Source organism: Prevotella sp. C561, assembly GCF_000224595.1.
In the GTDB taxonomy this organism is placed as follows: Bacteria; Bacteroidota; Bacteroidia; order Bacteroidales; family Bacteroidaceae; genus Prevotella; species Prevotella jejuni.
This window is the reverse complement of the sequence record NZ_JH114143.1, coordinates 53,286-71,877: the sequence shown is the minus strand read 5'-3', so window position 1 is coordinate 71,877 and position 18,592 is coordinate 53,286. Positions and strand designations below refer to the sequence as shown.

The following is an 18,592-nucleotide window of genomic DNA, read 5'->3' as shown; positions in this document are numbered from 1 at the left end:
ATCATTGAACAATCTCTCAAATAGTCCTTGAGATATGTACCCTTTGTCTGCAAATAATTTACCAAATACATTGTCTGTCAATCTGTTAAATACATTTTCGTCTCGGTCATCAACATTTGCTTTAGTAAGCATAAAGTTTAGGATCTCACCTCTTTCATTACAGATAAGATGTAGTTTGAATCCAAAATACCATCCCATTGTACTCTTGCCTCTTGTTGCATAATTTCTAAAAACCTTATTGCGATAAATACGTTTATTATGACAAACTGGAATACAAGTTGAGTCAATGAAACTAATACCAGTACACCTCCCAAAACAACATATCTGTAGGAACATCATCATCTCTACAGAGACTCGTGCTTCTAATTCAAGAAAACGATTATAAGACAATTGATTTGGAAATAAATCTGCTAAATGCTCTTTTACGAAAAAGGTATAATAGTGATAAAAATTACGATAGGAATTAAAGTGGAAACAAATTAAAATCGTCATGATTTCAAATTTACTCATACGGCACTGGCGATGGCGATGACACCCTTTACTCTTTTCAGAGAGACCTATTTTATCAGTTTCTAACTCAAATTCCTTGCAGAAATCATCCGCAATACAGAAAATTTCAGTAATTTTGTCCTTGGTAATCATTGTTATGTTTATTGTAATTGTTTGATTTTCAACCATAAAGTTACAGAAATATAATGAGATTACCAACTTTTTGCAGACATTTCTTATCCCGAGTTCAGGTTGATAGTATCCGGCAACAGCCAGCATTATACATCTGCAGTGACCGAGTCCCGATAAATATCAGTGCTGCCTGATGAACATTTGCCGTGCAAGGCAGCCATCAGCGTAATGCCGTATATGATAGCGAAAGGAGTGGAACGGCCTTTTCTGCAGATGTGCTGATACCCGGCACATCTTGTGTTGTCGGCAGACACCAGTCGTGTTGACGGTCCGCTCCATGCCATATATTGTCTGGAGGGGAGCCTGCTTGTTGCTGGAGAAGAGCTGTGTGGGCAGAACTTATCTGAACAGGGGGGCTTTTCCGGAAACGATGCGGAATGGCCAGTTTAAAAGAAGTCATGGGAAATCTTGCGGATTGAGTTTTATCGGACAGCATCAGATAAACATAAGTGCTGGAAAAGGGAATGTATGGTCTCGGTAAACCATCAGCCCCTCACGTCAAGCCCATACGCTCTTCACGATAGCCATCTGCGCATTTAACGGAAGGGCCTGGAATATGCCGTTCGCCTGTAATCTGTTTTACAGGTAATTTCAGATGTCCTCTTTGAGTATGTATTTCTTTAAATCATCCTCAATGACTTTTGGAACGGCTTCTTTGCCCTCATAGGTCTTCATCATCTTACCTTGGTGGATGTATGCCAGAGTCTCGCAGATATCGGTCAAGGCAGAGATGATGTGAGAGGATATCAGGAATGTACTTCCCTCTCTCTTTCTTTTGACTATCCAGTCTTTCAGTATGATGACACCTGCGACATCCAATCCGTTGAAAGGCTCGTCCATGATATAGAAGTCACACTTCTGCATCATCAGTGCCATGAGCATCAGACGCTTTTTCATTCCCAAAGAGTATTTCGACGGATAGCTGTTCAACGGAAGATTAAACAGCTTGTTGTACTGATTGATTTCTTCACCGGCACACGGAAGATGGGCAGCTTTCAGGCAGAATTCCAGAAACTCCTTGCCGGTAACCAGCGGGTAAAAGTAAGGCGTATCGGGCAGATAACCTATCCTGCAATGTTCTTCCATGATGACGTTGCCCTGATAATGTTCCAGGCCCGCAAGACACCTGAACAATGTGCTTTTGCCGGCACCGTTCTCTCCTACGATGCCATACGCTTTACTTTTCTCTAACCGGAGGGTCATGCCATGAAGAATGACAGACGAGCCGTATTTCTTCCTTATATTGTTTATCTGAATCATGCTGAATATTTGCTGTAGACCATAAAAGATAACAGAAGGGTGGTGAACGCAGCCAAGGGAATCATCACTGTCTTCATATATCCTACGGCATCGACCATGAACAAAGCTGATAGCACAATCATGATTACAATCGGATTGTCTATTTTGAAATACCTGATAAGTTCCGACTGGAAAAGAAAGAGCGTGGCAAGGATATATATCATGACGACTTCTCCGATAACAAGAGCGTCAGCTTTGTGTATCAGGAGGATAGCGAAGAAGGGACATAGCAGTACGAATGTATTCCCGACGGCATATATTGACTGTAAATGAATCATTCTCAAAGGGGAAGAGTAAAACATCAGATGGCTCTTCCTGACAGGCTGACAGATGAGGAATCCAAGCAGATATACGAAGAGCAGTAGTGTGGCATAGGTGATATTGATATTATGGTACAGCAGCCCCATGCAGGATGATAATATCCCCAGCAGGTAAGGGATAAGCAGCGTCCTCATACTGCCGGCATACTGATAAGAGCCTTTCAGCAGGAAAGGATAAGTGAACATTGTGAACTGCAGCCGGGGTCTGGGCAACATAGGCAGGACAATCGCTATTGCCACACAGACGAGAAGTGGCACCCAATAGAGGCGGAGCGCACAGATAGCTATTAATGGAGTGGAAAGAAGGACATACTCTGCCATCAGCAGCCTCTTCTCACTTCCGTACAATATCTGCAGGAGTTCCCTGTCGCCTCTGCTATAATGGAATCCGGCCACGAGAGCGGCATCAACCAGTATGATATTCGTCTGCGGAGCCAATGACAGTATATAGAGCAATAAGCCTGCGACACACAGCAGAAGGACAGAGACGATTATTCCAAGTCCCTTCATCAGACGGTAAACGATTAGAAGCTGTAATTTCAGGAAATTCATGTGCTTTGACCGGATAGCAAGGAGTCGGATTCTACCTTGTCCTTTATGAACCATTACATTGATGAGACCAAGGAGTGAAGCCGTTGCAGGCTGTCTTCAGAATTTTGACAGTGAACCGCTTTCTTTACTCTTGATGATTAAGAATTTCAGACAGAGATACCCTAAGAGCAAGTATAATCCATCATTGCAGAGAATGACCGTCAGGGTATTCGGTGTCAAAGATGATCCACGGAGCAACAACTGCTGTATGGCCGCATTCGCCTCTGCAAAGGGGAACAGCAACGTGAGTGCTGTCTTGGAAGAGATAAAGACTGCCCCGTAGGTCAGGATACCAAAGACGATAGAGGATACCATGCTGTAGAATGACGATATGCTCTTGTATTTTAATGCCAGTGAGGCGCACATGATTCCCAGACCTATAAGGGAGAAGATGGATATGAGAAACAGCGGAAGTACAGAGAGCCATTGGATGAAAAAAACCGCTTGCACGGAAGGGACCAGAAGAACGCAGATAAACAGTGTGAGAACGGACTGGATGATGGTAATCACACTTGACACAAGCCCCTTGATTAGAAGTAATGTAAAGAAAGATCTTGAATTGAGATACAGCTGTTCTATTGTTCCCTGGACAGTCTCCGACACGATGGAATCCACCACGGAGATGAAAGAGTTGTTGGCGATGAGCCAGATCATGAACGAGCAGATAAACGCCCATGTCTTGACCTCCGGTTTCCCCCGGAGGAGGACATGGGAGAGCAATACCATGAGCACAGCCCAGAAGAGAATATTGAACAGCGTGTTGAATTTATACCTGAAAGTCAATTTGATGGATTTGACAAACTCTGCCTTCAAAAGTCCCCAGAAATATATCATGATGAATCAGTTTAAATAAAAATCTTTTAGGTTCTCTCCTTCTATTTCCACGCTTGTCACCTCGTGTCCTTTTTGGTTCAGTCTGTCGATTTCCTTGCCCAATAGGAGTGCAGTGGTGAGAAGTCTGATTGTACAATAGAGGTCGTGCCGTTCCAGAATTTCATATCTGGCGGCCTGTAACTTATCAATATCGGGATGCAGGATTTTAAGGATGAAAGAGTTGTCGAAGCTCGCTGTATCTTCTTTCCTTTTCATGACTCCGTCTTGCAGCTTGAATATCTGCCGGGCGGTGCGTTCTATGAAGTTAAAGTCATGAGAAGTCATGATGATCAATCTGTTTGAAGTGATTTCCGGGGATGACAGGAAACTGCTCAGCCCGAATGCACTCTCAATGTCCAGCCCAAGGGTCGGCTCATCAAGGAATACGACGGGGGTGTTCATGCTCAACGCACAGATGATGGCGACCTTTTGCTGCATCCCGCGAGACAGATTCTCTACCAGCTGATTCCTTTTGTCGTATAATCCTAATTCGTTGAGGAGTTCCTTGCTCTGACTACTTACGGCATTGAACGGGATGCCACGCACGGCAGCGAAATACTTTATGTTTTCCCATGGCGTCAACTTGTAGTAGATGTTCCGGCTGCCTTCAGACAGCAGCGCAAAGGTCCTGTTCTTTTCTTCCTTGCTCATTGTCTGTAGGTCTTTCCCGAAATATTCTATCTTCCCCTCTTCATAGTCCAGCAGGTCTGTGCAGGATTTGATAAAAGTCGTCTTGCCTGCTCCATTCGATCCCAGGATGGCGACAACGCCTTTCTCCAAAACGATATTCACATCTTTCAGAACCTCATTCCTATTGGATGAGGTCCTGAAAGTCTTTTTCAAATGATGCACGGAAAGTGCAGTTGTATTATTCATATATCTCAAGTATTTCTTGTCTGATATTTTGAATAGTCTCATAATCTTTAATTTTTAAAAGTTATTTTTAGTTATTTCAAAGCAATACAAAGTTATTGTTTAAAATCTATAATACAATAAATTCCCGTTTATTTTAATTATAATTAATTAAGCCGTTTGGGTTAGAAACAATTCACCTAAAACAAATTTTGCTGTCATTAATGTCATTCTAAGTAGCCACCTAACTCATTCTTCTGCAGTAGCTTTGCATGAAATGTTAAAAGTGACAGCAACTTAAAACAAAACTATTCTTATAAGAAATGTAATTGTTTTGTTCTTGTATTAGAATGGTCCTTGTCACTCCATATATCAGAAGAACCTTAGGTAATACGATAAAATCCATTTCTATTCATAAAGAAAAGCTAATAAATACCTATTTTTGAGTATTGTAGAGTTTGTAAAATCGTCTTATCTTTGCAAATCATGGACTTCACGAATAGGATAATAACGTCTATTGTATTTTGCGGACTAAGTATCAATGGAATTGCACAGACACTTACAGGTTGTGTTGTGGGGAAGGATGATCGTAAGCCTATAGCTTACGCATCAGTCACATTGAAGGAAAATCGCTTGTACGCTTTTACTGACGAAAAAGGCTGTTTCACGATAAAAAACGTACCGAAGGGAAAGTGTACTGCAGTTATCTCCTGCCTTGGTTACGCAGAACAAACAATAGTTGTCACCATTAATAATGATGGTGCCACACTTAACGTGCGCCTTGCCGAAGACAATCTTCAACTCGATGAAGTACAGGTTGTTGCGCATCGAAAGAAAGACGAGATAACAACCTCTTACACCATTGACCGTAAGACGTTGGACAATCAACAGATAATGACTTTGGGTGATATAGCCCAACTTTTACCGGGTGGTAAGAGTGTGAACCCTTCTTTGATGAATGATAGCAAATTGACCTTGCGAAGCGGTTCGTCAGAGCGAGGCAATGCATCGTTTGGTACAGCCATTGAAGTGGATGGTGTTCGTCTGAACAACAATGCGATGATGGGCGAAACGGCTGGTGTGAGTACACGTGGTGTCAGTGCTTCTAACATTGAAAGTGTGGAGGTCGTACCCGGTATTGCCTCTGTAGAATACGGCGATCTCACCAATGGTGTAGTAAAAGTGAAGACACGCAGAGGTAGTTCGCCCTTCATCTTGGAAGGAAGTATCAACCAACACACTCGCCAGATAGCCCTTCACAAAGGATTAGACTTAGGCAAGAACGCTGGACTTATCAACTTCTCCCTTGAGCATGCACGCTCTTTCTCGGATGCAGCATCGCCTTATACCGCTTACCAACGTAATGTACTGTCATTGCACTATATGAATGTCTTTATGAAGAAGACACAACCTCTGACCTTGGATATTGGGTTGAATGGCGGCATGGGAGGCTATGATTCGAAAGCTGACCCAGACCGCAACTTAGACAGTTACTATAAGGTTAAGGATAATAATATCGGTGGTAATATACGCCTTGACTGGCTGCTGAACAAGTCATGGATAACCAATCTGAATTTTACAGCAGCCTTCACCTACGCTGATAAACGCTCAGAAAGCTATAGTAACGAGAGTAGTAGTTCAACACAGCCTTATATCCACACTTTGAAAGAAGGATATAACATTGCAGAAGACTACGATAAGAACCCTTCTGCCAACATCATTCTTGGTCCTACAGGCTATTGGTATCTGCGTGGTTTTGGTGATTCCAAACCATTAACCTACAGTTTGAAGCTAAAGGCTAATTGGAATAAATCATTTGGAAAGTTCCGCAACCGATTACTTGTTGGTGCTGAATGGACAAGCAGTAGGAATAAGGGAAAGGGTACACACTACGAAGATATGCGCTATGCACCGACATGGCGTGAATATCGTTTTGACGTCCTACCCGCTTTGAACAACATGGCACTTTATGCCGAGGATAAGCTCTCAATGGCTATCGATACCAAACAGAATGTTGAACTGACAGCAGGTGTACGCGAAGATATCACCTCGATTCCAGGCTCAGAGTATGGAACAGTAGGTAGCCTTTCACCACGACTGAATATGCGCTATATGCTTCGCTTTGGACAAGATAGTTGGGTGAATAGTCTTAGCGTGCACTCAGGTAGGGGGAAGAGTGTGAAACTTCCGAGTTTCCAAGTACTCTACCCTTCTCCATCTTATCGTGATATGTTAGCATTCTCATCTACCAGTGATGCTAATAATCGCTCTTATTACGCCTACTACACCTACCCTTCAAAGGCACGATACAATGCTGACTTGAAATGGCAATATGCCAACCAATGGGACTTGGGAGTGGAGCTGAGAACGAAGATAGCGGACATCAACCTTTCATTCTTCCATAGTAAGACTTTCAATCCTTACATGGCAACAAACACTTACGCACCTTTCACCTATAAGTACACATCACCTGCTAAACTTCAAGCGAGCGGTATTGCGACGGCTAACCGTCTCTTTACGATTGACCCACAGACAGGTATTGTGACGGTAAGTGATGCCAGTGGGGCGAAAGCCCCAGTCGTTCTCGGTTATGACGAACGTAACACCTACGTCACCAACACAAAATATGTGAATGCTGACCCATTGAGTCGCTATGGCTTAGAATGGATTGTAGACTTCAAACAGATTAAGACGCTCCGCACACAGGTACGTGTTGATGGTAAGTATTATCATTATAAGGCACAGGACGAAACGCTCTTTGCGGACGTACCAGTAGGTCTGAATACACGTCAGTCTGACGGTAAACTCTATCAATATATTGGTTATTACCGTGGTGGTGCAGCCTCATCAACCAACTATACGGCAGATGCTTCTGCCTCAAATGGCTCTGTCAGTGGTCAAGTAGATATGAATGTCACACTAACGACACACATACCAAAGATTCGACTTATCGTAGCTTTGCGTTTGGAAAGTTCACTCTATACATATAGTAGAGCTACCAGCAGTCGTGGATATGTTGTGAATAGTGGCAATGAATACTTTGGCGAGCCATATAATGGTAAGGCAGAAAATCAAACAGTAATCGTCTATCCAGAGTATTACAGCACATGGGATGCACCAGAGACATTGGTTCCTTTTGCAGAGAAATTGCGTTGGGCAGCAACGAACGACAGAGGGTTATACAACGACTTAGCACAATTGGTTGTACGAACCAACTACCCTTACACATTGAATCCGAATAAGTTGAGCGCCTTCTGGTCGGCTAATTTAAGTGTAACAAAAGAAATTGGCAAACACGTATCTATATCGTTTTATGCCAATAACTTCTTCAACACACTTGCTCAGGTACACTCTACTCAGACAGGACTTGAGACAAGTCTCTTTGGCAGTGGATATGTTCCGAGCTTCTATTATGGACTTTCATTAAGATTAAAGATATAATGAAAAAGATATTTAGTTTACTTGCAGTATGCGTGATGACGATGTTAATCTCGTGTGCTGATTATGAGGAGGGCATTAAGGTAGTCAACTTTGATGTGAAGTTGGAATTCCCCAGCACTTATGACGGTTCTTATGAAGGCTTACGCGTAGAGTTGCAAGATGCCGTGGCAAGCACCTTCGTTGATAGTACAGACGCACAAGGAATAGCTCACTTTAGAGTTCCTTCAGGCTTATATAAGGTCAGCAGCTCTACAAGAAAGGAGACCACAGACTATCGCTACTTCTTCAATGGTGCCAAGTCACAGGTGGTTGTTGCAGTAGACTCTCCTCGCGTAGTAACCTTACCATTAGTAATGTCGAAGAAACGTATCGTGAATTAAAAGAGAAATAAAGATAGTATAAATTAAAAACAATGTTTATGAAGAAAATAAGTTTTATAGGGCTTATCGCTTTGACACTGTCGTTCATTCCCCTTAGTGGCTTTGCACAGACAGTACAAGAGCGGTTAATCACCTGCCTTGTCTTGACCGAGACGAATGGTACAAAGACCGAGTTTGCTTTGGAATCGTTTCCTGTTATAACCATAGAGGCAAACGACCTTGTTATTATTTGTAAGGATCAGAAACTCACAACAGCACTGACAGGCGTGCAGGACTACCACTTCATTGAGAAGAAGGTGCCGACAAGCATTAGTAGTGTGCCTTCTAATGACCCAAAGAATGAATCTAACACACCTCAATTCTCTTTCAGTAATGCTGAGGTAAGTGGATTAAAAGCAGGCGCAAGGGTTGCCATTTACAATCTTAATGGTACACAGATCAGCTCTGTAACAGCAGATGGTGAGGGACGAGTTGCCCTTGACTTCTCGTCTTTACCTAAGGGTGTCTACATCCTCCGCACACCTACCAAGAGTTTTAAGTTTATGAATAAATAAGAATAACATTAGAAATTAAATAGAAAAGATATGAAGAAAATATTACTTCTCCTTGTTGCCATGTTTGCATTCATTGGCAACATCAATGCACAAGTATGGGATATGGTTGTGACACATAGTGATGGTACTGTACAAGTCATCAAAGCATCAGATGTAAAGAACGTTACTTTCCAATTGCCTGATCAGAATGCTGACCAAGTCATCATCAAGGAACTGTACACAACAGGTGTACCAATTGAAAACGATCCCAAGAATTTCTTCCAGATGGACAAGGGTTTTATCCTGTACAACAATGGTGGTAAGACAGCAGTAATCAGCAACTTAGCTATTGGTATATTAGACCCCTATAATGCACACTCTGTTGCGAACGCATGGTACAGCACAGGAGCGACAGAGCCTTCTTACGTTTCACAGGGCTGGGTTCCAGCAGCTTGTGGTATATGGTACTTCCCTAATTCATTGATTATCGAGCCTTATTCACAGGTTGTTATCTGCTGTATGGGGGCAATAGATAATACTAAGACCTACCCACAGAGTATCAACTATGCCAATAAAGACTACTATACTATGTACGACCCAGAGTCTGGTTTTAAGAATCCAAAATACTATCCAACACCAGCAGACGTTATCCCTACCAGCCAATACCTTAAGGCAGTAGAATATGGACAGGCTAATGCTTGGCCACTTAGTGTAACTTCTCCTGGCTTCTTTATCTTCCAAACAAAGAATACAACACCTGCTGCTTTCGCAAACGATGCAAGTAATATCACATACGCACCAGGCAAAGCCCAGAACAAAATAAATGCTGTATTGAAGGTCCCAACAGACTGGATTATTGACGGTGTCGAGGTTTATGAGAAAATTAATGAGAGCAAGAGTAAGAAGCGTTTCGGTGCAAACGTGGATGCTGGTTATGTGAAGCAGACTATCAAACTTGGTCATAGCGTATATCGTAACGTGGATGCTGAAGCAACTAAGAAGATTGAAGGCAATGCCGATAAGTTGGTTTATAACTATCAGTATGGCGCAGACCCAAGTCATATTGACGCTGAAGCATCTATGAAGAAGGGTGCAAAGATTGTCTACATGGACACAAACAACTCTACTGCTGACTTCCACGAGCGCAGTCAGTTCTCACTTAGAGACAAGTAAAACAGATGATAAAAGAACATAACCTGTAAGATGAGATATAGGTTCATGACACTTATACTGGCAGGGGTAACCCTCTCTGCCAGCCTCAACGCACAGGAGCAGGCTAAGGATAGTCTGCTCCATCGTGATTTTAGCTTCGTTGCCAACAGCGATGCATGGCTGAGAAGTGACAATGCAGCAGCCTTAATACGATTCAAGACAAAGAACATTTCCTTAGCTGAAATGTATGTGCAGTATGGTAAGGGTGGCTTTGTCAACTATGATGCGTCGCCACGTACCGTGCAGGCAGGTGCTAACGTGTCTTCATTCTATCGACTAACAGACAAGATTGTCTTGTCGGGAAGTATGCGTTATGACAACTTCTCTGGGCGCAACATGACAGGTTCAGCATTCATACAAACCCAACGTCTGCCCTTTGATATCGTAGAAGACTCGCTAAATAATGCTGGCACAAAGCATCGTGACACCTATAATCTTATGGGGGCATTGTCTTGGGAGATATATAAAGGACTTGCCATTGGTACAAAGGTGGACTTCACTGCAGCCAACATTGCTAAGTATAAGGATTTAAGACATAAGACGAAACTGATGGATTTAGCCCTCACTACTGGCGTCTATATACCATTACAGCCTTTTAGTCTTGGTCTTGACTATACTTACCGACGGAACACAGAGAGCGTAATCTTTAGTACCTACGCTTCAAATGCACAAGAATTTACATCTTACATCAACTATGGTCCGTGGATTGGTAAGACCGAACCTTTCAGTAGTTCGGGCTTTACAGACAGCAATAGGGAGCAACCTATGCTCAATGAATATCATGGTTTAGGCCTACAACTTGGCTGGGAAATCCTACCACACCTCTCATGGTTAAACCATTTGGATATGGCTTATCGAAAGGGTTATTATGGTAGGAAGTCACCCTATACGATTGTTCACACCAACCATCATAGCCATATTTATGACTACCAAACACGCCTAACTTTGAACCTCGATAAGCAGATACATCATCTTGACTTTAGTTTCTCAAGCGAGAACCTTGTCAACGAGATGAATGCTTATCGTTCTAACAAGAATGAACAGGGAGCCTACTTCTATCAGTATCTTGCCCCTGTAAAGAGTGCCAATAAGGCGTGGAATGATGTGCATCTTGGCTATAGAGGTTATTATGGTATCATAAACGAGTTACCTCTCTGGACGGTAGAAGCAGGTGTGAACATTGCACAACGTAAGCAGACAGGCTACAGCTATCCTTACCTCCGACGTCAAGACATCCACACTACAGAGGCTTATACAAGTCTTACACGTAACCTCCTTTTCCGAAAGGGAGTACTTTCACTACAAGCAGGCTTTGCCTATAAGAAGGGAAAGGGTGATGCTTTCGAGGATGGAACATTGGCACAACCTTCTGACAAACAGAACGGTTTCCCTACGATCGACGTACTGATGTATCGTGAGTATAAGTATCTTACAGACCCACAATACTCTTTCCTGCTCGGACTTAAATATGCCTTTGTACTCCCAGGCACCAAGATGAAGACCTACACTGCCTTCGACTTCACCCATCGCCATACCAACGACGGCAACACTTATCTCATAGGAAGGAACTATTCAACGGGCAGACTGACTATAGGTTGTACCTTCTAACAGTCTTACTATTGGTCCGCACGAATGGTGCTAAGCGTTCGCACAAGTGGTGTTGGGCCTCCGCACCACACGTGCGGAGCACTTAATAGAGTACGATATGCTATTAAGACGAAGGCAACTCATCAATAGAAAGACATTATCCTATAAAGAATAAAAATCAGACAGACATAAAAGAATTATAAAAGGAATCAATCACATATTATGTTAATGAACAAAAGAATTATCAATGCGCTTGTGCTCCTGCTCCTCGTGACAGGTGCTATGGCGCAGAATGTCACTACCGACAACAGCTTCCGCATAGGTAAGTTGAAGAACGGAATGACTTATTACATACGCCACAATGCTAAGGAGAAAGGCATAGCCGACTTCTACATTGCACAGCGTGTGGGAAGTATTCTCGAAGAACCTAACCAAAGGGGATTGGCTCACTTCCTTGAGCACATGGCTTTCAATGGAAGTAAGAACTTCAAGAATACCCCTTCTTCACCAAGTATCGTTCACTGGTGTGAGGCACATGGTATCAAGTTCGGTACCAACCTTAACGCTTACACCTCCGTTGACGAAACGGTTTATAATGTTAGTTCCGTACCAGTAAAGCATGAGGCAACTATCGACTCTACCCTACTTATCCTCCATGACTGGAGTCACTATTTAGACCTTGATGACAAAGAGATTGACAAAGAGCGTGGTGTCATTCATGAGGAGTGGCGTACTCGTCGTGCCGGTATGGCTTCACAACGACTAATGGAAGAGGCATTGCCGATTATCTATCGTGGTACGAAGTATGAAGACTGTCTACCAATCGGTAAGATGGAGATTGTAGACAACTTCCCTTACAAGGCTCTTCGTGACTATTACCACAAGTGGTATCGCCCAGACCTGCAAGCAATCATCGTTGTGGGTGATATTGACGTAGACAAAATGGAGCAGAAGATACAGTCTGTCTTCTCAGCCATCCCAATGCCTGAGAATGCTGCTCATCGCGAATACTTCCCAGTGAATGACAACGACAAGATGATTGTGGCATCATTGAAGGATTCAGAACAACCTATTATGCTCGTTACACTTTATATGAAGCGTGAGGCAACACCCGATTCAGAGAAGTCTTCGGTAAAGTATCAGCGAGACGGATATGTTGACGACTTAGTTTCTTATATGATTGGCGAACGCCTTAACGAGATGCAGGACAAGAATCCAAAACCTTGTTTGAGTGCTTCTGCACGATTGGGACAGTTCTTGATTAGCCGTACAAAAGATGCCTTTGTTCTTTCCTTTGGTGCTCGTCAGGAAGATGTAAAGGGTTCGTTCGATGCAGCAGTGGGTACGATTGAGCAGATTCGTCAGCACGGTTTTACTCCGTCAGAACTGGCTCGTGCCAAAGCTTTCCGCCAGAAGGTAATTGACCGCCAATACAATGAGCGTAACGACCGTCGCAATTCTTACTATGTGCGTCGTGCAAAGCAGAACTTTCTCGATAACGAACCAATCACCGCCGAAGCATACGACAAGCAACTCGATGATCAGTTCTTTAATGAGGTGACACTCGACGAGGTCAATGCGGCTATGCGTGAGGCTATCACCAACAAGAATCAAGTGCTTGTTGTCTATTCTCCAGACAAAGCTGGCGTAAATGTTCCCTCAGATGCGCAGTTTGAACAGATGGTTCTTGATGCACAGGCAAAGTCCTATCCTAAGTATGTAGAGAAGAAGTTGGACGATAAACTTATAGAGACGTTACCGAAGAAGGGACGTATCAAGAGTGAGAAAGTTGGTTTGCATGGAACAACAGAAATCACGCTGAGCAATGGTGTGAAGGTATATTTCAAGAAGACCGACTACCAAAAGGATGCTGTGACACTGAACTTCTTTGCAGAAGGTGGTTCTTCCCTCTATCCAGCCAAGGACTTGATTAACACACAGTTTATCTCAGCTGCTGTAAAAGAAGGTGGTGTAGGACGTTTCAGTGCTACGGAACTTAACAAGTTCTTGGCAGGTAAGACCGTTCGTATCAATGCTGGTGTAGGTGATGAGACACAGTCTATCAGCGGTAACTCGTCTATCAAAGACATCCGTACACTCTTTGAACTTACTTACTTGTATTTTACAAACTTACGTCGTGATGACCAAGCTTTCCAGTCAGAGCTTAACCGTATGCGCTCTTTCCTCATCAATCGTGAGGCAAGTCCTAACGTTAGCTACAACGACTCTATCGCTGCCATCGTTTATGGTAATTCGCCACGTGTACAACCACTTAAGGCAGCATCACTTGACAAGGTAAGCTATGACCGTGTTCTTGAGATTTACAAGGAGCGTTTCAGCAATGCTTCTAACTTCAAGATGATTGTCATGGGTAATATTGACATCGCTCAGTTGCGCCCTCTCTTGGAGCAGTATATTGCAACTCTGCCATCAACTGGTAAAAAGGAAACCTTTGCTAAGACTTATCCTGACGTGCGCAACTGCAACGAGACACACCGCTTCGAAAAGAAGATGAAGACCCCATTGGCACGTGTAACCGTCTTCTACACATGGGACGAACCTTATACAGCGAAGTCTGATTTAGAACTCGACATCTTCAAGCGTGTACTGTCAATCGCCTATACCGACTCTGTACGTGAGGAGAAAGGTGGGGTATATGGTGTAAAACTACAGCAAAGTCTGAACGCAACAAGTAATCCTCACGCTCTGTTGAAGATTGCCTTTGATACCGATCCAGACAAGTATAACATGGTGATGCCAATCATCACCAAGCAGATTGAGCATATTGCCAATAAGGGTCCAGAGGCTGTTAGTTTGCAGAAGGTGAAGGAATACCTCCTAAAGCAGTATGAACAGTCTTCTGTTACCAATGACTACTGGCTCTACGTGATATACAACCAGTTGCGCCACGGTGTAGACTTTGACAAAGACTACAAGACAATCGTGTGTAACATCACAGCTGCTGACATCCAGCGTATTGCCCGCAACCTTATCAAGAGTAACCGCCGCATTGAAGTGACGATGCAGTCTGAAAAGGAAATGTAAGCCGTACTATATTATAGGTTACACAAAGTAAACCTACTTAAAACAGCCATATCGAAGCCGGAGTGCTTTGATATGGCTGTTCTTCTTTGCTATTGGTGTTCGAGAGAATTTATCTCTGACCTTACTAATATAACGTTTACACTTTGAAAGATTTTCGATTTTCTCTTTATCTGTGTAGATTTATATTTATCTGCTACTTCGTTGTTGGTACAATACCTGCATCAGTATCAGAGTTATGAATACGTTGGTTCACCTCAGAACCGTGCTTTCCAAAGTTCAGGTTGAAATGAAAGTCTATGCCAAAAACTTTACATAGATTTTTCGACCATACCATTTGATTATAAGGAGCAAGATGGGAAAGATTTTCTACAGACATTTCATAACGTGAACTGAAGATGTTCTGCAACTGTAGTTCTACACCCCATTTTTCTCTATTATACCCAAAAACTATACTATGTGATTTCTCATCTTTGTTAAGCGTCTCCCCCCACAGTCTATGAAAACTTGTTTCAAGATTGGCGCCTACATACCAATTCTTGTACATTCCCATTAAGTTGGCACGCAAGCCCCAGTTGGTATGTGTATGCGTATAAGTATTGCCATTGCTGATATAGCGATTAACAAATGGGGTTAATTGAATGGATATATAATCCTTCCAAGGTTGTACTTTTAGGTTAATTTGAGAGTTCAGACGATGGAAACCTCTTTGATTGGCATAACTCCTAACATAGAAGCCATTCGAATAGGTTGTTTCTTCCATATATGGTTTATCATCATAGCTATAACGAGTAAACCATTCTGTACTAATATATTTTGTTCCCACGCTAATTGACAGTTCATTAGAGAAAAATCTGACCGCTTGTAGATTTGGATTTCCACGGCGTATTTGGTAAATGTCTATGTGTTGTTCAACATCGCTTAATTCGGCAAGTGAGGGTGCGTAGCCTCCCATGTAGGCTTTATAACGTATTGACAGATAATTGTTGAAATGGTACCCCAGCTGAATAGTTGGGCGAAATATATATTTTACCTGTTTGGCATTTCCTTGACTAACATAGGTTCTCATAGCACCTACACCTACCATATAATCCAGTTTCCCTAACTTTGAAGCCCATTCTCCAAAAGCATAACTCTCACCTGTATTCATCTTTACGCTTGAGGATGTGTTTCCATCGTACGCATTTTTTGTGTACATCTGCTGATGTCGCAGACCGAATGACAACCGCGAATCCTTGATTTTCTGCTCGTAAATAACCTCAGCTATAGCTGAATATTTATTACCATCAACATGGGAAGATATTTCCTGTACCGAATTTCCCTGAGATTGGCGATATAAACGGTCGTTCTTAGTATTGATATATGTTCCTATCAGGTCAAAGAAAAGATGCTTATCCTTGGTAAACTCATGTTGATAATAAATATCTAACGATGGATTATTGCTCCTTGACTTGGTGCGGTCCATGATATCGAATGTGTTGCTATTCTGAATAAGTTTGGAATTTCTATCAAATACCGCATGAGGCGTATTGTTATATAAATCACGAAAAGTAACACTCAATATGTTCCCCCTATGTATGTAATCGTATCCTATGGATAGATTGATGTTATCATATTGTGCCTTTGTCTTTTGCCCTATCTCATAGTTGTTGATACTGGGTGTCGTTGCATTGAAAGCCTCCATGTTTTCACGTAACCAGTTTATATCACGCCGATTCCAGTTTATAGACGTCTTAAAGTTTGACTTACCTACATGATAATTACCCGATAGCTGATAATCTCCTATACCTAAAGGATTAATAGTGTTCATCAACTCTCCGGAGATACTTCCTCCATTCTTCTTTTCCTTTAAAATAATATCAATTACGGCAGCTACATTCCCATATCTTAGACCAGGATTATCATGATATTCTATTTTCAACACATCTGCCGGCAAGAGAGCCTTCACCTCCTGTATCTCTGCCTTTACACCATTAATACGTAACTCTACGGCATCCCCCATAGTGGTAGTCACCTTACTGTCGAGAGTATTTACTGAAATGCGTGATAGCTGAAGATGCTGCAACAAACTTAAACCATTGCTTGATGTTTTTTGCTGAAGCAGATTAGGGATAATAATTTGTCGGTCAACTTTTTGTATTACGTTATTGGCTGTCACGGTCACGTCATTAAGCTGCTTACTCTCTGGCTCCAACACTATTGTGCCCACCGATAGATGCTTAGAAATGTTTTGGCATTTTATTTCCTGTGTAGAATACCCTACAAAGGATATCCTTATTCTATAGCTCTCTCCTTCATGCGTATTCAGTTCAAAGCCGCCATTCATATCAGTTACCACTCCACTAATCATCTTATTTTCGCTTTCACGAAACAACGAAACCGTTGCAGCTGGTAATGGTTGCTTGTTTTCATCTACGACCGTTCCCGTAGTTTGTGCAGCAAGGATAACAGAACTGCCAGACATGAACAGTGTAAGAATTTCCTTTTTCATAAAATTAGCTTATTTATTATATGTATTGTCTTATTATAATTTTGGAGTCAGTATCATGAGATGCCGACAGCATTTCTTGTCTTTCGATGTTGTAAAGGTAATATTTTTTTTTAATTTTCACTACGCAAAAGTATAATTCTTAGTTGTTTGCTTAAATTTAACATCAAAGTGTGATCATGTTGCTTTATAAATACAATATTCACATAATTTCTTTTGTTTCTTGATTTATATGGCAAAAATACTTATTATCCAAAGATCACCTATCACACTTTTGTGTAAATTTGCTCCTCTCTCTTTGTTTTTTACACTTTTGTGTAATTCTCTTGCGATATTCTGCATTAAAAATGTACTTTTGTAGAAAATAAAATAGAGGGACCTTATTAAGTTGAACATATATGACAGATATAAAAGAATTTTTTATAGCGTCGAATACTGTAAGCAATGCACCAGATTATGATTCTAATGTACTGTCCACATTGATTCATACAGTAGAGTCCTTTGCACGTGTAACCTATCAGAGCATTTATTTGATAGACTATTATAAGCAGGAGTTTCTTTATGTATCAGATAATCCTTTGTTTCTTTGTGGTCATACAGCAAAGGAGATGAAGGAATTAGGATATAGTTTTTATTTGAAATATGTACCAGAGGAAGAACAAAAAATGCTTGTTGAGTTGAACAGAAGTGGTTTTAAGTTCTTTGATACTTTCGCATTTCCTAGTAAGCCATTTTAGGCTTACATAACAGCAGACTAAACCTCTTCTAAACAGGCGTATAACATCTCTCGCTATCAAGTTTATAACCCACAAGAAATCAGACTATTACACATAGCGTTAAAGAAGACGAGGGTGTGTCAAAATGTCCACATCCTCTTTTTTTATGCACAAAGCCCCGACTTTCTCAAGCCAGGGCTTTGCTATTTCCTAAAGTTTTTGTACCTTTAGGCATTCAAAAAATCTCATTATGACAAAGGTACACTTTCGTTCTTACATACACAAGAAAATGATTCTTTTTCCTCAAAGAATCGATAAGGATATCGCAGAAGATGACCCTGTTCGTCTTTTAGATGCCTTGGTGGATAATCTTATGTTGGATAATGTCTACAAGCTTTATAAGCCCAGTGGTCGCAAGCCTTATCATCCACAAATGATGCTCAAGGTGATTCTTTACGCCTACATGAATAATATCTATTCCTGCCGTCGTATAGAGTCGCTCCTCAAGCGTGACATTCATTTCATCTATCTGGCAGGATATGAACAGCCTGATTTTTATTTACCATCAATCGTTTTT

At 41.8% G+C, this 18,592-nt stretch carries 12 protein-coding genes and 2 pseudogenes; 8 read left to right on the top strand and 6 right to left on the bottom strand.

The window, feature by feature from the left end; all coding sequences use genetic code 11:
• The 5 genes from HMPREF0666_RS05840 to HMPREF0666_RS05820 all read right to left on the bottom strand — a co-directional run.
• The coding region (locus HMPREF0666_RS05840; protein WP_009011432.1) for an IS982 family transposase at positions 1-642 on the bottom strand (642 nt) is incomplete at its 3' end.
• A 630-nt stretch (positions 643-1,272) separates the two neighbouring features.
• A complete protein-coding gene (locus HMPREF0666_RS05835; protein ID WP_009011431.1) occupies positions 1,273-1,941 on the bottom strand; it encodes an ABC transporter ATP-binding protein in 669 nt (222 codons plus the stop codon).
• Entirely contained in the window at positions 1,938-2,852 is a 915-nt protein-coding gene (locus HMPREF0666_RS05830) for a hypothetical protein (RefSeq protein ID WP_042856063.1), read from the bottom strand. Before HMPREF0666_RS05830 ends, HMPREF0666_RS05835 begins: the two co-directional genes overlap by 4 nt.
• A gap of 96 nt (positions 2,853-2,948) precedes the next feature.
• Complete coding sequence (locus HMPREF0666_RS18635; protein WP_369750540.1) at positions 2,949-3,545, bottom strand: ABC transporter; 597 nt, start codon at positions 3,543-3,545, stop codon at positions 2,949-2,951.
• Between the two features lie 186 nt (positions 3,546-3,731).
• Complete coding sequence (locus HMPREF0666_RS05820; RefSeq protein ID WP_042856095.1) at positions 3,732-4,640, bottom strand: ATP-binding cassette domain-containing protein; 909 nt, start codon at positions 4,638-4,640, stop codon at positions 3,732-3,734.
• A gap of 462 nt (positions 4,641-5,102) precedes the next feature.
• On the opposite strand from HMPREF0666_RS05820, the gene HMPREF0666_RS05815 reads away from it, so the two are divergent.
• From HMPREF0666_RS05815 to HMPREF0666_RS05790, 6 genes are all read left to right on the top strand, one after another.
• Complete coding sequence (locus HMPREF0666_RS05815) at positions 5,103-8,057, top strand: TonB-dependent receptor domain-containing protein (RefSeq protein ID WP_042856062.1); 2,955 nt, start codon at positions 5,103-5,105, stop codon at positions 8,055-8,057.
• On the top strand, positions 8,057-8,437 hold the full coding sequence (locus tag HMPREF0666_RS05810) for a hypothetical protein (protein WP_009011426.1): 381 nt from the start codon (positions 8,057-8,059) through the stop codon (positions 8,435-8,437). Before HMPREF0666_RS05815 ends, HMPREF0666_RS05810 begins: the two co-directional genes overlap by 1 nt.
• Before the next feature lie 38 nt (positions 8,438-8,475).
• On the top strand, positions 8,476-8,991 hold the full coding sequence (locus tag HMPREF0666_RS05805; RefSeq protein WP_009011425.1) for a T9SS type A sorting domain-containing protein: 516 nt from the start codon (positions 8,476-8,478) through the stop codon (positions 8,989-8,991).
• Positions 8,992-9,021: 30 nt separating this feature from the next.
• Positions 9,022-10,143, top strand: coding sequence for a DUF4876 domain-containing protein (locus HMPREF0666_RS05800; RefSeq protein WP_009011424.1), 1,122 nt, complete (start codon positions 9,022-9,024; stop codon positions 10,141-10,143).
• Positions 10,144-10,188: 45 nt separating this feature from the next.
• On the top strand, positions 10,189-11,790 hold the full coding sequence (locus tag HMPREF0666_RS05795; RefSeq protein ID WP_232214065.1) for a DUF6850 family outer membrane beta-barrel protein: 1,602 nt from the start codon (positions 10,189-10,191) through the stop codon (positions 11,788-11,790).
• Positions 11,791-11,991: 201 nt separating this feature from the next.
• Complete coding sequence (locus tag HMPREF0666_RS05790; protein WP_083822518.1) at positions 11,992-14,814, top strand: pitrilysin family protein; 2,823 nt, start codon at positions 11,992-11,994, stop codon at positions 14,812-14,814.
• Between the two features lie 193 nt (positions 14,815-15,007).
• Here the strand turns inward: HMPREF0666_RS05790 and HMPREF0666_RS05785 are convergent, their stop codons facing one another.
• On the bottom strand, positions 15,008-17,302 hold the full coding sequence (locus HMPREF0666_RS05785; protein ID WP_009011421.1) for a TonB-dependent receptor: 2,295 nt from the start codon (positions 17,300-17,302) through the stop codon (positions 15,008-15,010).
• Between the two features lie 395 nt (positions 17,303-17,697).
• Here HMPREF0666_RS05785 and HMPREF0666_RS05780 point away from each other — a divergent pair.
• Positions 17,698-18,027 (top strand): annotated as a pseudogene (locus tag HMPREF0666_RS05780) (helix-turn-helix transcriptional regulator); the annotation flags it as partial.
• Positions 18,028-18,265: 238 nt separating this feature from the next.
• Positions 18,266-18,592, top strand: a pseudogene (locus HMPREF0666_RS05775) (transposase); the annotation flags it as partial.